This window comes from Streptomyces sp. GL_141 (assembly GCF_057834385.1).
This window is the reverse complement of the sequence record NZ_CM174402.1, coordinates 6,626,683-6,640,238: the sequence shown is the minus strand read 5'-3', so window position 1 is coordinate 6,640,238 and position 13,556 is coordinate 6,626,683. Positions and strand designations below refer to the sequence as shown.

General features: G+C 71.4%; 10 protein-coding genes. 2 read left to right on the top strand and 8 right to left on the bottom strand.

Features of this window, described 5'->3' with window-relative positions; translation table 11 throughout:
• Positions 1 to 20: 20 nt before the first annotated feature.
• From moaA to AC3IX6_RS29495, 3 genes are all read right to left on the bottom strand, one after another.
• The gene (gene moaA / locus AC3IX6_RS29505) at positions 21 to 1,010 is read right to left on the bottom strand and encodes a GTP 3',8-cyclase MoaA (RefSeq protein ID WP_489366126.1); all 990 of its coding nucleotides are present in this window, start codon (positions 1,008 to 1,010) and stop codon (positions 21 to 23) included.
• Between the two features lie 196 nt (positions 1,011 to 1,206).
• Positions 1,207 to 2,862: a solute symporter family protein gene (locus AC3IX6_RS29500; RefSeq protein ID WP_489366124.1), complete on the bottom strand. Its 1,656-nt coding sequence runs from the start codon at positions 2,860 to 2,862 to the stop codon at positions 1,207 to 1,209.
• Positions 2,859 to 3,224: a DUF485 domain-containing protein gene (locus AC3IX6_RS29495; protein ID WP_489366122.1), complete on the bottom strand. Its 366-nt coding sequence runs from the start codon at positions 3,222 to 3,224 to the stop codon at positions 2,859 to 2,861. The genes AC3IX6_RS29500 and AC3IX6_RS29495 overlap by 4 nt, the downstream gene beginning before the upstream one ends.
• A gap of 254 nt (positions 3,225 to 3,478) precedes the next feature.
• Here AC3IX6_RS29495 and AC3IX6_RS29490 point away from each other — a divergent pair, with 254 nt between their 5' ends.
• Complete coding sequence (locus AC3IX6_RS29490) at positions 3,479 to 5,023, top strand: S8 family serine peptidase (RefSeq protein ID WP_489366120.1); 1,545 nt, start codon at positions 3,479 to 3,481, stop codon at positions 5,021 to 5,023.
• A 90-nt stretch (positions 5,024 to 5,113) separates the two neighbouring features.
• Here the strand turns inward: AC3IX6_RS29490 and AC3IX6_RS29485 are convergent, their stop codons facing one another.
• From AC3IX6_RS29485 to AC3IX6_RS29475, 3 genes are read right to left on the bottom strand one after another with little or no spacing between them, the layout of a single operon-like run.
• Complete coding sequence (locus AC3IX6_RS29485) at positions 5,114 to 6,157, bottom strand: zinc-dependent alcohol dehydrogenase family protein (RefSeq protein ID WP_489366118.1); 1,044 nt, start codon at positions 6,155 to 6,157, stop codon at positions 5,114 to 5,116.
• 18 nt (positions 6,158 to 6,175) lie between these two features.
• Positions 6,176 to 6,919, bottom strand: a complete 744-nt coding sequence (locus AC3IX6_RS29480) for a lysoplasmalogenase (RefSeq protein WP_489366116.1) — start codon at positions 6,917 to 6,919, stop codon at positions 6,176 to 6,178.
• Positions 6,916 to 7,827, bottom strand: coding sequence for a sterol desaturase family protein (locus AC3IX6_RS29475; RefSeq protein WP_489366114.1), 912 nt, complete (start codon positions 7,825 to 7,827; stop codon positions 6,916 to 6,918). The genes AC3IX6_RS29480 and AC3IX6_RS29475 overlap by 4 nt, the downstream gene beginning before the upstream one ends.
• 128 nt (positions 7,828 to 7,955) lie before the next feature.
• On the opposite strand from AC3IX6_RS29475, the gene AC3IX6_RS29470 reads away from it, so the two are divergent.
• Positions 7,956 to 10,967, top strand: coding sequence for an NACHT domain-containing protein (locus tag AC3IX6_RS29470; RefSeq protein ID WP_489366112.1), 3,012 nt, complete (start codon positions 7,956 to 7,958; stop codon positions 10,965 to 10,967).
• Between the two features lie 82 nt (positions 10,968 to 11,049).
• On the opposite strand, the gene AC3IX6_RS29465 is transcribed toward AC3IX6_RS29470, so the two are convergent.
• Positions 11,050 to 12,273, bottom strand: coding sequence for an amidohydrolase family protein (locus AC3IX6_RS29465; RefSeq protein ID WP_489366110.1), 1,224 nt, complete (start codon positions 12,271 to 12,273; stop codon positions 11,050 to 11,052).
• Positions 12,270 to 13,556 (bottom strand): amidohydrolase family protein, encoded by a 1,287-nt coding sequence (locus AC3IX6_RS29460; protein WP_489366108.1) that lies wholly within the window; start codon positions 13,554 to 13,556, stop codon positions 12,270 to 12,272. Before AC3IX6_RS29460 ends, AC3IX6_RS29465 begins: the two co-directional genes overlap by 4 nt.

Here is a 13,556-nt window from a genome sequence, read left to right as displayed (position 1 = left end):
GCCTCTGAGGACCTCTGAGGTCAGCCGCCGATCGCCGACATCGGGCGGTCGGGCTGCAGGAAGGTCGGGTCGTCGAGGCCGGAGCCGGCCTTCTTGCCCCACATCGCCACCTTCCACAGGCGGGCGATCTCCTCGTCCGGAGCGCCCGAGCGCAGGGCGGCGCGCAGGTCGGACTCCTCGGTGGCGAAGAGGCACGTACGGATCTGGCCGTCGGCCGTGAGGCGCGTACGGTCGCAGGCTCCGCAGAAGGGGCGGGTGACCGAGGCGATGACGCCGACGGTGGCCGGGCCGCCGTCGACGACCCAGCGCTCGGCCGGGGCGGAACCGCGCTCCTCGGACCCTTCTTCGGTGAGCGTGAAGCGGGTGCGCAGGGATTCCAGGATGTCACCGGCGGTGATCATGCCGTCGCGCTTCCAGCCGTGCTGGGCGTCGAGCGGCATCTGCTCGATGAAGCGGAGCTCGTACTCGTTCTCCACGGCCCAGGCCAGCAGGTCGGGGGCCTCGTCGTCGTTGAGTCCGGGCATCAGGACCGCGTTGACCTTGACGGGGGCGAGGCCGGCGTCGCGGGCGGCGGCCATGCCCTCGATGACGTCCTTGTGGCGGTCGCGCCGGGTCAGGGTCTTGAAGACCTCGGGCCGCAGGGTGTCCAGGGAAACGTTCACCCGGTCCAGGCCGGCGGCCTTGAGGGCCTGCGCGGTGCGCTTGAGGCCGATGCCGTTGGTGGTCAGCGACATCTTGGGGCGGGGCTCCAGGGCCGCGCACTGCTCGACGATCCCGACGAGGCCGGGGCGCAGCAGCGGCTCGCCGCCGGTGAAGCGGACTTCCTTGATCCCGAGCTGGGTGACTGCGATGCGGATCAGGCGGACGATCTCGTCGTCACTGAGCAGATCCGATTTGCCGAGCCACTGCAGGCCCTCCTCGGGCATGCAGTACGTACAGCGCAGATTGCACCGGTCGGTGAGTGAGACGCGCAGGTCAGTGGCTACGCGGCCGTAGGTGTCGAGAAGCACTGTAAGCCCCCTCCCCTGTCCGGTTTGTAGAGGTTTGCGCCGTGATGGTTGAGAGTACGAGCGCTATCAACGAGCCTACGCGACACCCGTGACATCTAGGGGTGCCGGAATGAACGAGACGAGGCGTGGCCGTGTCGTAGGGAAATACGACACGGCCACGCTCGGTGTTCGGAGCATCTCGCTGAGGCGCAGCGTGTCAGTGCGCGCCGGTTCCGGTGAGCGAGCGGACCTCGAGCTCGGCGAACTTCTGCGGGTCGGCCTTCTCCTTGGAGAGGACCGTTCCCAGCCACCCGAGCAGGAAGCCGAGCGGGATGGAGATGATGCCGGGGTTCTCCAGAGGGAACCAGTAGAAGTCGGCGCCCTTGAACATCGAGGTGGGCTTGCCGGAGACGACCGGCGAGAAGAGCACCAGGACGACCGAGGAGACCAGGCCTCCGTAGATGGACCACAGGGCGCCCTGGGTGGTGAAGCGCTTCCAGAAGAGGCTGTAGAGGATCGTCGGCAGGTTGGCCGACGCGGCGACCGCGAAGGCCAGGGCGACGAGGCCGGCCACGTTGAGGTCGCGGGCCAGGGCGCCGAGGCCGATGGCCACGGCTCCGATGACCACGGTCGACCAGCGGGCCGCCCGTACCTCTTCCTTCTCGGTGGCCTTGCCCTTGCGGATCACGTTCACGTAGAGGTCGTGCGCGAAGGACGAGGACGAGGCCAGGGTCAGGCCCGCGACGACCGCGAGGATCGTGGCGAAGGCCACCGCCGAGATCACGGCGAGCAGCACCGCTCCGCCGGTGGAGCCCGGGCCGCCGCCGATCTCCTGGGCGAGCAGCGGGGCCGCGGTGGTGCCGGCCTTGTTGGAGGCGATGATGTCGGCCCGCTTGAGCAGGGCCGCGGCGCCGAAGCCGAGGACGATCGTCATCAGGTAGAAGGCGCCGATGATGCCGATGGCCCAGTTCACGGACTTCCGGGCGGCCTTGGCCGTGGGGACCGTGTAGAAGCGGATCAGGATGTGCGGCAGGCCGGCGGTGCCCAGGACCAGGGCGAGGCCCAGCGAGAGGAAGTCCAGCTTCGAGAGCGAGTCCTTGCCGTACTTCAGGCCGGGCTCCAGGAACTTCACTCCCTGGCCGCTGTTGTCGGCGGCCTGGCCCAGCAGGTCCGAGATGTTGAAGTTGAACTTGAGCAGCACCAGGAAGGTGATCAGCAGCGTGCCCGCGATCAGCAGCACGGCCTTGATCATCTGGACCCAGGTGGTGCCCTTCATCCCGCCGATGGTGACGTAGAGGATCATCAGGACGCCGACCAGCGAGACGATCACGACCTTGCCGAAGTCGCTGGTGATGCCGAGGAGCAGCGAGACGAGCACGCCGGCTCCGGCCATCTGGGCGAGCAGGTAGAAGATCGAGACCACGATGGTGGAGGTGCCGGCGGCGGTGCGTACGGGGCGCTGGCGCATCCGGTACGCGAGCACGTCGCCCATCGTGTACCGGCCCGAGTTGCGCAGCGGCTCGGCGACCAGGAGCAGGGCCACCAGCCAGGCGACGAGGAAGCCGATCGAGTAGAGGAAGCCGTCGTAGCCGAAGAGCGCGATGGCTCCGGCGATGCCGAGGAAGGACGCGGCGGACATGTAGTCGCCGGAGATGGCCAGGCCGTTCTGGAAGCCGGTGAACTGGCGGCCGCCCGCGTAGAAGTCGGCGGCGTCCTTGGTCTGGCGTCCGGCCCAGATCGTGATGGCCAGGGTGGCGACGACGAACAGCCCGAACAGGGTGATGATCAGCGGGCGGTGCTCGGAGGCACCGGCGGCGGTGGTCGTGCCCGCGGTGGCCGCCCCGGCGACCGCCACGTACAGCGGGGCGCTCATTCGCCCGCCTCCATCCTTGCCTTGATGGCCGAGGCCTTGGGGTCGAGCTGGGTCGCCGCGTGGCGCGAGTACAGCCAGGCGATGAGGAAGGTCGTCGCGAACTGGCCGAGGCCCAGGACGAGCGCGACGTTGATGTTGCCGAAGAGCTTCGTCCCCATGAAGCCGCCCGCGTAGTTGGAGAGCAGCACGTAGAGCAGGTACCAGGCGATGAACGCCACGGTGAGCGGGAAGGCGAAGGAGCGGTGGGCGCGGCGCAGTTCGGCGAACTCCTCGCTCTGCTGGACGCGTACGAACTCCTGGGGCCCGGGGCTCGCCGGCGGCGTTCCCGTGCTGCCCGGGGGCGGCGCTGTTTCGGCTGTCACGGGGGACTCTCCTTGTGACGCGGGGGCGGTGGGGACGACGGACAAAACAACCTCCGTGGGGGGACGGTGGTGCCGATCCCCCTGTCAACGGCACGTCCGGCGCGTCGGGGTGGTTCAACACCTGTTTGTTTCTTTGGGAACTGATTCCTCGAACTAATGGCGCAGAGGGGAACGGAAACGCTAAGTTCGCCTGTCATGAACCCGTCCGTCGCGACCGCGCCCGGACGGCTTTTCAAAGATGATCTGGAGAACCCATGGCTCATCTGGGATCCGGCCGCCGGCGTGCTCTCGCCGTACCGGTCGGCCTGGCGCTCACCGCCTCGCTCGCCTTCCTGCCCTCGGTCGCGGCTTCAGCCGCACCGCTGAGCAGCACGGCGGACGCGGCTGCGACCTCTACGGCCGAGACGACGGGCCCGAAGCTGTCGTACGTGGCGAACTTGAGGACCTTTGCCACGGTGACGGCGGCGAAGAAGGCCATCGAGCGGGCCGGTGGAACGGTGGTGACGGCCTATGAGCAGATAGGGGTCGTCGTCGCGCACTCCCAGAACCCTGACTTCGCCAAGCAGCTGCGCGCCAACCGCGGTCTGTTCGACTCGGTCGGCGCCACCCGTACGGCCCCCCTCTCGGCGGTGCAGACCACCGACGAGGGCGCGACGCAGCAGCTGAGCGCGGCGGACGCCGCCAAGGCGGCAGCGGCGGCCCAGGAGGGTCAGGAGCCGCTGGAGTCCAACCAGTGGGACCTGCGGACGATCAAGGCCGATCAGGCTCACAAGATCAACGATGGCAGCCGGAACGTCACTGTGGGCGTCATCGACACGGGTGTCGACGACACTCACCCCGACATCGCGCCGAACTTCTCCAAGGAGCAGTCGGCCAACTGTGTCGGCGGCGTCGCGGACACCAGCGAGGGCGCCTGGCGTCCGTACGCGGACGGCAGCGACCACGGCACGCACGTGGCCGGCACCATCGCGGCCCCGCGCAACGGCCTCGGCATCAGCGGGGTCGCGCCGGGCGTCAAGGTCGCCGGCATCAAGGTGAGCGAGCCCGGCACCAGCCTCTTCTACACCGAGGCGGTCGTCTGCGGCTTCATGTTCGCCGCCGAGAAGGGGATCGAGGTGACCAACAACAGCTACTACGTCGACCCCTGGCTCTACAACTGCAAGGCGGACGAGGACCAGAAGGCGCTGGTGGAGGCCATCGGCCGGGCCACCAAGTACTCCGAGCGCAAGGGCACGCTGCACGTGGCCTCGGCGGGCAACTCGAACCACGACCTGGCCGGCGACTCGATCCTCGACGACACCAGCCCGAACGACACCACCCCGGTGCCGCGCACCATCGACCCGAGCGTCTGCTTCGACCTGCCCACCCAGCTCCCGGGCGTGGTCACGGTGTCGGCGACCGGTGACAAGGGCCTGCGCTCGTACTACTCCAGCTACGGCCTCGGAGTCGTCGACGTCGCCGCCCCCGGTGGCGACAAGTGGCAGATCCCGGCCACCCCGGACGCCAACGGCCGCGTGCTGTCGACGGTCCCGGGCGGCGGCTACGGCTACAAGCAGGGCACCTCGATGGCCGCCCCGCACGTCGCCGGCGTCGCGGCGCTCCTCAAGAGCGCCCACCCGTACGCCTCGCCCGCGATCCTGCAGGCGATGCTCAAGGGCCAGGCCACCAAGACGGCCTGCCCGTCGCAGATCTTCAACTCTGCGGGCACCCTGATCGACGCCACCACCTGCGAGAGCGGCTGGGGCCAGACGGGCTACTACGGCCACGGCGTGGTCGACGCGCTGAAGGCCGTCAAGTAACCGGCTGACCGTCTGACACGGGGAAGGGCCGGGCGGGGAACATCCCGCCCGGCCCTTCCTTGCGTCGCTGCGTTCCTACGGGTCCTGCCGTCAGGGCTTGATCATGACCTTCAGCGCGCTGCGGTCGTCCATCGCCCGGTAGCCGTCCGGGACCTCGTCCAGGGTGACGGCCCGGTCGAAGACGGGCGACGGGTCGATCGCACCGCTGAGCACGTCCGCGAGCAGCTCGGGGATGTACGCGCGGACCGGCGCGACACCGCCGCGCAGGGTGAGGTTGCGGTCGAACATGACACCGAGGTCGAGGCCGGTGCCGCTGCCGTGCGGGACGCCGACGTAGCCGATGGCCCCGCCGTCGCGGGCGATGTTCACGGCGGTGCGCATGGACTGCTCGGTGCCGACGGCCTCGATGACCGAGTGGGCGCCCTGGCCGCCGGTGAGTTCGCGCACGGCCGCCTCGGCGGCCTCGCCGCGCTCGGCGACCACGTCGGTGGCCCCGAAGAGCTTCGCGATGTCCGTACGGACGGCGTGCCGGCCCAGTGCGATGATCCGCTCGGCGCCCAGGCGCTTGGCGGCGAGGACCCCGCACAGGCCGACCGCGCCGTCGCCGACGACGGCGACCGTGGAGCCCTTCCGGACCCCCGCGCCGAGCGCGGCGTGGTGGCCGGTGCCCATGACGTCGGACAGCGCGAGCAGCGCGGTCAGCAGGTGGTCGTCGGAGGCGGCGGCGGCGGGCAGCTTCACCAGCGTGCCGTCGGCGTGCGGTACCCGGACGGCCTCGCCCTGGCCGCCGTCGTGGCCGACCGAGCCCCAGAAGCCGCCGTGCTCGCAGGAGGTGTAGAGGCCCTCCGTGCAGTAGGCGCAGGTGCCGTCGGACCACATGAAGGGGGCGACGACGAGGTCGCCGGCGCGCAGGCCCGAGACGGCGGAGCCGGTCTCCTCGACGACGCCGAGGAACTCGTGGCCGATCCGCTGGCCCGGCTGGCGCTTGGCCTCGCCGCGGTAGGCCCACAGGTCGCTGCCGCAGATGCAGGCACGCAGGACGCGGACGACGGCGTCCTCGGGGCGCTGGATGGCAGCGTCGGGCACCTCCTCCACGCGGATGTCGTGCGGGGCGTGGATGACGGTGGCGCGCATGGTGGTGCAGTCCTCCGGCTAGGAAATGGTTGAGCCCTGTAGGGCCTCCCTACCGTACGCCCGCTCCGCAGCGAGTGCTCCCGTGGCCAGCAGGTACTGGGCCGCCACGTACGTGGCCATGACCCAGAAGTCGGCGCGGGGCAGCTGGGGCCACTCGGCGACCCCCGTGGCGATGAGCGTGTCGGAGAGCAGGAACAGTGCCCCGCCGAGCCCGGCCCGGCGCCCCAGGGCGCTGGAGCGGTAGGCCATGGCGGTGAGCAGCAGGCTGTACCCGGCGACCGGGATCCGCAGCTCCGCGGGCAGGTCGCCCCAGAGCAGCGTGACGGTGGACAGGAGCGCGACGGCGTACGCGGCCCCGAGCAGGGGGCCGGTCCGGCGGCGGCCGAAGAGGCTGTGCCTGGCGAAAAGCGTGAGATAGCAGACGTGCCCGGCGGCGAAGGAGCCCATGCCGATCAGGAAGGCGAGGTCGGCGTCGAAGAGCAGGGCCAGGTCCCCGCCCCAGCCGAACAGCAGGGCCGCGATCAGCAGGCGGGGGGCGCGCCGGGTGATGACGTAGGCGACGAGCAGCGGCATCAGCAGCGGCTTGGCGATGAGGTGCCCGGTGTGCCAGTCCGCCAGCAGGGATCCGAGGTCGAGGGCGGTGGCGGCCGCGAAGGCCACGAGCAGCGCCCGGCCGGCGGGGCCGGAGCCGGGGGGAACGACGGCGCGCGCCCAGGACGGCGTACGGGGCTGCGCGCGATCGGTGGATCCGGCGGCGCTCACGCGGCGTGCTCCGGGGCGGGCGCGGGCGCGGGCGCCTCGGCCTGGGCGGCCTGGGCGGCCTGGGCCGGCTGTACGACCTGCGCCGGCTGCCAGCCGGGGCCGCGGAACACGCGTCCGGCGCGCTCGCGCCAGGTGGTGGCCCCGCGTACGTCCCGGGCGATGGAGGCGTACTCGTGGGTGGCGACGCGCAGCGGGTTGTAGGTGCCGATGTTCTTGGTGAGGCCGAAGACGGGCTTGTCGGTCTCCCCCACCCAGGAGCCGAACATCCGGTCCCAGACGATCAGGATGCCGCCGAAGTTCCGGTCCAGGTAGCCGCCCTGGGAGGCGTGGTGGACGCGGTGGTGGGAGGGCGAGTTGAAGACGTACTCGATCGGCCGGGGCAGCTTGTCGATGCGCTCGGTGTGGATCCAGAACTGGTAGACGAGGTTGACCGAGTAGCAGAACGCGATGGCGGCCGGGTGCACGCCCAGCGCGATCATCGGGAGGTAGAACGGCCAGGAGGTGGCGCTGGTCCAGGGCTGGCGCAGGGCGGTGGTGAGGTTGAACTTGCGGCTGCTGTGGTGGACGACGTGGCAGGCCCACAGGATCCGGATGACGTGGTGGCCGCGGTGCTGCCAGTAGTAGAGGAAGTCCTGGGCGAGCAGCATCAGCGGAACGGTCCACCACAGGACGGGGACCCGCAGCGGGGTGAGCTCGTAGACCGCGGTGTAGATCGCGACGATCGGGATCTTCCAGAGGAAGTCGAAGCCGAGGCTGCCGATCCCCATGCCGAGGCTGGTGACGGCGTCCTTGGTCTCGTACCCGGCGGCGTCCTCGTCGGGATGGATGCGGTAGCTCACCAGCTCTATGACGGTGAGCAGGACAAAGGCGGGTATGGACCACAGCACGACATCGGGCAGGTTCGGCATGTCCGCACCATAGAGGCGGCTTCGGGGGCTCGGCTAGGGGTTGTTACCGATCGGTATCCATCGGTGTTACCGACGGTTCACGAGATGCTTCCGGGTGAGGGTGTCCGCGACGGGGGGAAGGCGTGGGGATGGGGTACGAACCGGGTTTCGAGGAGATCGTCTCCGCGGCGGCGGACGCGGTGGCGCGGGCGCTCGGCAGGGTCCGGCCGCCGGGGGGACCCAGGATCCGGCCGGTGCGGGAGGACGGCTCCGAACGGCTGCGCCGCGCGCAAGGGCTGGTCGCCCTGATGACGGAGGCGAGCGCGGGACTGGACGAGGTCGACCGCTCGGCGGCGGTGGACGCCGTCGGCCGGGCCTTCGCCGCGCTCAGCCCGAAGCAGACCGGGGCCCTGCTCGCGGCCGCCTCAGGATCCTCGGCCGTCCCCGTGCCCCCGCCGCCCGGGGAGCCGGGCCCCGCGGCGGAGGCCGCCTACCGGGACCTGTTCGTACGGTGCCTCGGCGGCCGGCCGGCAGGGACCGGGGACTCCGCCGGCTCCCGGGGCGACGGCTCCCGGGCCGCATCGGACGCGGAGGTGGCCGCGGCCTTCGAGGAGCGGTACGCCCGGTACGTCGCCGGAGCCCAGGGGCGGGTCCAGCTGTTCGGCCTGACGCTCAGCCAGGCCCGCCAGGACTGGTCGCTGGACCTGGCCTACATCAGCCTCGCGGTCAGCGGCGGGGAGTTCCTCGAGGAACCCGGCCTGCAGAGCTCGGTGAAGGCCGAGGTGGCGCTGAACGCCACGGAGCGGGTGCTGCTGCGCGGCCCGGCCGGCTCGGGCAAGAGCACCCTCGTGAAATGGCTGGCCCTCAATGCCGCCCGGAACAGCTTCGGACCCCAGCTGCCGGACTGGAACGGGCTGGTCCCCTTCGTCCTGCCGCTGCGCTCCTTCAACTCCCCCGCCGGACTGCCCCGGCCGCAGGACTGGCTCGGCGCGACCGGCGTCCCGCTGCCGCCCCCCGAGGGCTGGATCACCGGGCTCCTCGCCTCCGGGCGGGCGCTGGTGCTGATCGACGGGGTGGACGAGGTGCCGCCGCGGCTGCGCGACCGGACCGAGTCCTGGCTGCGGGCCCTGCTCACCGAGTACCCGGCGGCCCGCTTCGTGGTCACCACCCGCCACTCGGCCGTACCCGAGGACTGGCTGACCGCCCACGGTTTCACCTCCCTCGCCCTGCTGCCGATGGACCGGGACGACGTCGGCGCCTTCATCACGCACTGGCACGCCTCCGCCCGCGCGGAGGCGAACGGCGAGGGCGAGGAGGCGGAGCGGGAACTACTCGACCGGTACGAGAAGGCGCTCCTGGAGGCCGTGGCATCGCGCCGGGACCTGGGCAGGCTGGCGACGAACCCGCTCATGTGCGCCCTGCTGTGCGCACTGAACCGGGACCGCCGGATGCATCTGCCCCGGGCCCGCAAGGAGCTCTACGACACGGCTCTGGACATGCTGCTGATCCGCCGCGACAGCGAACGCGACATCTCCGGGATCGAGGGCGTCTACCTCAGCCGGGACGAGCAGACCCTGCTGCTCCAGCGGCTGGCGTACTGGCTGATCCGCAACGGACAGGTGGAGGCCTCCGCCGAGGAGGCGACCGCGATCATCGCCGAATCGCTCGGCTCCATGCCCCAGGTCACGGCGCAGGGCGGCGCGCAGACGGTGTTCCGTCACCTGCTGATCCGCAGCGGGCTGCTCCGCGAGCCGGTGCCGGGCTCGGTCCTGTTCGTCCACCAGACCTTCCAGGACTACCTCGGTGCCAAGGCGGCCGTGGAGGCACGGGACTTCGGCGTCCTGGTGCGCAATGCGCACGAGTACACCTGGGACAACGTGGTCCGGATGGCCGTGGGGCACGCCCGACCCGACGAACGCGCCTATCTGCTAAGGCAGTTGCTCGCACGAGCCGATCGCTCGGAGCCCGACCGCAGCCGGCTCGTGCTGCTCGCGGCCGCCTGCCTGGAACACGCGCCGGAGCTGGATCCGGAGGTCCGGCGCGAGGTGACGGCCCGGACGGCGCTCCTGCTGCCCCCTCGCTCCCCGGGCCAGGCCGAGGAACTGGCCAAGGCGGGGGAACTGGTGCTGGAGCTGCTGCCGGAGCCGGCCGGGCTCGCCGAAGCCGAGGCGGCCGCGACGATCCGTACGGCGGCGCTCGTCGGCGGCGACCGGGCGCTCCGGGTGATCGCGGGCTTCCGGACGGACGACCGCTACGAGGCCGCCCGCGAACTCTCCGACGCCTGGGGGCGGTTCCCCGTGGACGTGTACGCGGACACGGTGCTCGCGGACGCCCCGATGAACACGGCCCACCTGCACGTACGGACGCCGGGACAGTTACGGGCCCTGGACCGGCTCCGGCACGTCCGCCGGCTGCACGTCACCTGGGACGGCCCGGTCCCGCCGGAGATAGTGCGGCGGCGCGACCTGGAGTCGCTGACCCTGCACCGCAATCCGGGGCTGGCCGATCTGTCTCCGCTGGCCGGGCAGTCCTCGCTGCGGCACCTGGGCGTCCTGGACTGCCCGCAGGTCACCGGGATCGAGGTGGTGGGCGAACTCCGGGCGGACAGCCTCGCCTTCGGCTACCTCCGGGACGACCTCTCCCTCGCACCCCTGGCGGGCGCGGCCGGACTGCGCTCGCTGATCATCGGCTTCGAGCCGGAGGAGCGCCGGATCGGGGACGTCCCCGCCGCGGACTCGCTGACCGCGCTGCACCTGTGGCAGGGCGCCCGCCGGATGACCCTCGACGGGATCGAGCGCTGGCCGCGGGTGGAGAAGCTGACGGTCGCCGGGAGCAGCCAGTACCGGCAGCTGGTGCGCTCGCTGCCCCTGAGGGGACTGACCGCGCTGCAGATCCGGCACGCCGCGCCGGTATCGGCCGGGGCGCTCCTGCCGTACGAACGCCTCGGCCGGCTCGTGCTGATCCGGTGCGCCCTGGAGGGGTCGCTGGAGGCACTGCACGAGTTCCCGGCGCTGCGCCGGCTCGTGCTGAGCGAATGCCTGGGGACCGTGGACCTGTCGCCGCTCGCGCCCATGGAACAGCTGGTGATCGAACTGCGCCGGGGCACGCACGTGAGGGGGACGGAGCTGATCCCGCCGGAGCGGCTCGTCCGCAGGGACTGAACCGCTCCGGCGGGGATTCCGGGAGCGCCGGGACCGCCGGGTCAGGCGGCCGTGGTGCTACGGGGCGTTCGCGCGCTCCCCGTCACCAGACCCGGACCGAGCCCCCGCGGGCGAAGGCCGGGCTGGTGGCGGCCGGCGGGACCTCCGTCAGGGGCTGCGCGACCTCCGAGACGAGGGGGCCGTGCTTGGCGGCGACCGCGTCGAGGAGGGCGAGGTCGAAGCCGTACACCCGGGCGGCGTTGCCGCCGACCATGGCGGCGACCTCCTCGCGGGGCAGGCCCGCGTAGGCGATGCGCAGGCCCTCGCGGGAGTAGGGCGTGGTGCCCTCGTCGTGGGGGTAGTCGCTGCCCCACATGATCTTGTCGAGGCCGATCCGGTTCCGGAGCGGGACCTCGTGGGGGCGCATGAAGCTCGCTCCCACGAAGCAGTTGTCCCGCCAGACCTCGCCCGGCCCCTTGCCCATGGACTCCGCCAGCCCGGCCCCGAACTTGGCCTCGGCGGTGGCCGAGGCCGCGACCAGGCGGCCGTGGTAGTAGTCCAGCATCTCGATCACGCCCGGGATCCAGCCGGAGCCCTGCTCCGTCAGGACCAGCTTCAGCCCGGGGTTGCGGCGGAAGGCCCCGCCGAAGATGAGGTGCCACAGGGCCCGGTGGGAGAACCAGGTGGTCTCCACCATGAAGACGGCCCGGGCCGCCGGCTCGTCGCCCAGCGGCGGCGACGCGGAGCCGCCGTGGTGGTTGACCGGGACGTCCAGCTCGTCGCAGACGGCCCAGATCGGGTCGTAGACCTCCGAGTAGAGCTCGGGAACGGTGGAGCCGGGCGGGACGCCGGGCAGCAGGATGCCGCCGGTCAGGCCCTCGTTGCGGGTGCGGCGGATCTCCTTGACCGCCGCGTCCACGTCGTTCAGCAGGATCTGGACCACGCCCGCCCGGCGGCCCGGCGCGTCCGCGCAGAAGTCCGCCAGCCACCGGTTGTGGGCCTGGAGCCCGGCCCAGCGCATCTCGTACTCGGCCGCCGTCGGGGGCTGGGCCATCAGCGAGGCCTTGGGGAAGAACGGCGGGATGGTGTTCGGGAAGAGCACCTCCGCGACGATCCCGTCGGCTTCGAGCTCGGTGAGGCGCCGAGCCGAGTTCCAGTTTCGGTCGGCCGTGTCCGCGAGGAGGTCCTCGTACGGGTTGACGTAGGTCGCGGCCCAGGCGTCGAAGGCCTCGTGGTGGCGCTTCTCCAGGTACGGCTTGTAGTCCAGCAGGTCGGCGCCCGCGTGGCAGTCGGCGGAGATGACCGTGTAGCGGTCCTCGGAGCTCACTGGTTCACCCCCAGCACCGGGAAGTCGTTGTCGGTCAGCCAGTGCCGGCCCACGTCGCGCGAGCGCGCCCAGGAGGCTTCGACGGCCGCCTGGTCCTCGCTCTGGCCGAGTTCGGCCGGGGTGGGGCCGATGCGGCGGGCGATCGGCGCCAGCTTCTCGGTGTCGAAGCCGAAGACGTCTGCCGCGGCCAGGCCCAGCATCCGGCGGGTCTCCTCGACGGGGATGTCGTGGAAGGTGTTCTTCAGCCAGTTGCGGGTGTTCGGCCAGGTCCCCTCGGGGTGCGGGAAGTCCGATCCCCACAGGATGTTGTCCACGCCGATCTCGTAGCGCTGGGCGAGCTCGCGCCGCTTGGTGTTGGTGGCGCAGATGAACACCTGCCGGTCCAGGTACTCGCTCGGCGGCCGCTTCAGCTCCTCGAACGGCGAGAGCTTCTTGCCGCCGTGCGCGCCGAGGTAGAGCCGGTCCATGAACCAGAGCTGGTTCGGCAGCCACCAGCAGCCCGATTCGGCGACGCCGAACTTCAGCCCCGGGTGCCGCTCGAAGACCCCGGACCAGAGCAGGAACCACAGCGGGCGGGCCGGCCACCAGGTGACCTCGGAGACGAAGATGCCCAGGTGGTCCCCGTACTCGTGGCGCGGCGAGGAGCCCGAGTGGGTGACGATCGGCATCTGCGTCTCGGCCGCCGCCGCCCACACCGGGTCGTAACGGCGGTCGTGGTACGGCGCCTTGTCCACCCACATGGCCGGGATCATCAGGGCGCCGAGCCCGGATGCCTTGGCGCGGTAGATCTCGGCGACGACCTTGTCCGGTTCGCCGGTGATGGGCAGCAGGGCGACCCCGCAGTGCCGCTCGGGGTTCTCCGACACGAACTCGGCGAGCCACCGGTTGTGCGCCTGGGCGCCGGCCATGCCGAGCTCGGGGTCCTGGTCCCCGGAGAGGCCGAGGCCCACTCCGAAGGGGGCGGCTGTCTGGCTGTCCACGGCGTCGGCGTCGGGGAAGACGACTTCGGCGGCCACGCCGTCGCCGTCGAGTTCCTTCAGCCGCTGCGTGACGTCCCAGCCGCCCTTGAGGCCTTCCTCGTGGTCGTGGAACCACTTCTCGGCGAAGGCCTCGTTGCGGACGCCGAGCTTGGTGGCCTCGGCGCGGCGGGCGTCGCGCTCGCCGAGGAACTCGTCGAACTGCGGGTGGAAGGCGCTGTCCAGGTAGGGGCGGTACTGCTCGGTGGGCAGGCCCGCGTGGCAGTCGGAGGAGATGATCAGGTACGGGTCTTCGTACGCACTCAC

Excerpts from the sequence above, each read along its gene's own strand:
- AC3IX6_RS29500 (WP_489366124.1), bottom strand. The coding sequence starts at position 2,862 with ATGAGCGCCCCGCTGTACGTGGCGGTCGCCGGGGCGGCCACCGCGGGC.
- AC3IX6_RS29490 (WP_489366120.1), top strand. The coding sequence starts at position 3,479 with ATGGCTCATCTGGGATCCGGCCGCCGGCGTGCTCTCGCCGTACCGGTC.
- AC3IX6_RS29485 (WP_489366118.1), bottom strand. The coding sequence starts at position 6,157 with ATGCGCGCCACCGTCATCCACGCCCCGCACGACATCCGCGTGGAGGAG.
- AC3IX6_RS29475 (WP_489366114.1), bottom strand. The coding sequence starts at position 7,827 with ATGCCGAACCTGCCCGATGTCGTGCTGTGGTCCATACCCGCCTTTGTC.
- AC3IX6_RS29470 (WP_489366112.1), top strand. The coding sequence starts at position 7,956 with ATGGGGTACGAACCGGGTTTCGAGGAGATCGTCTCCGCGGCGGCGGAC.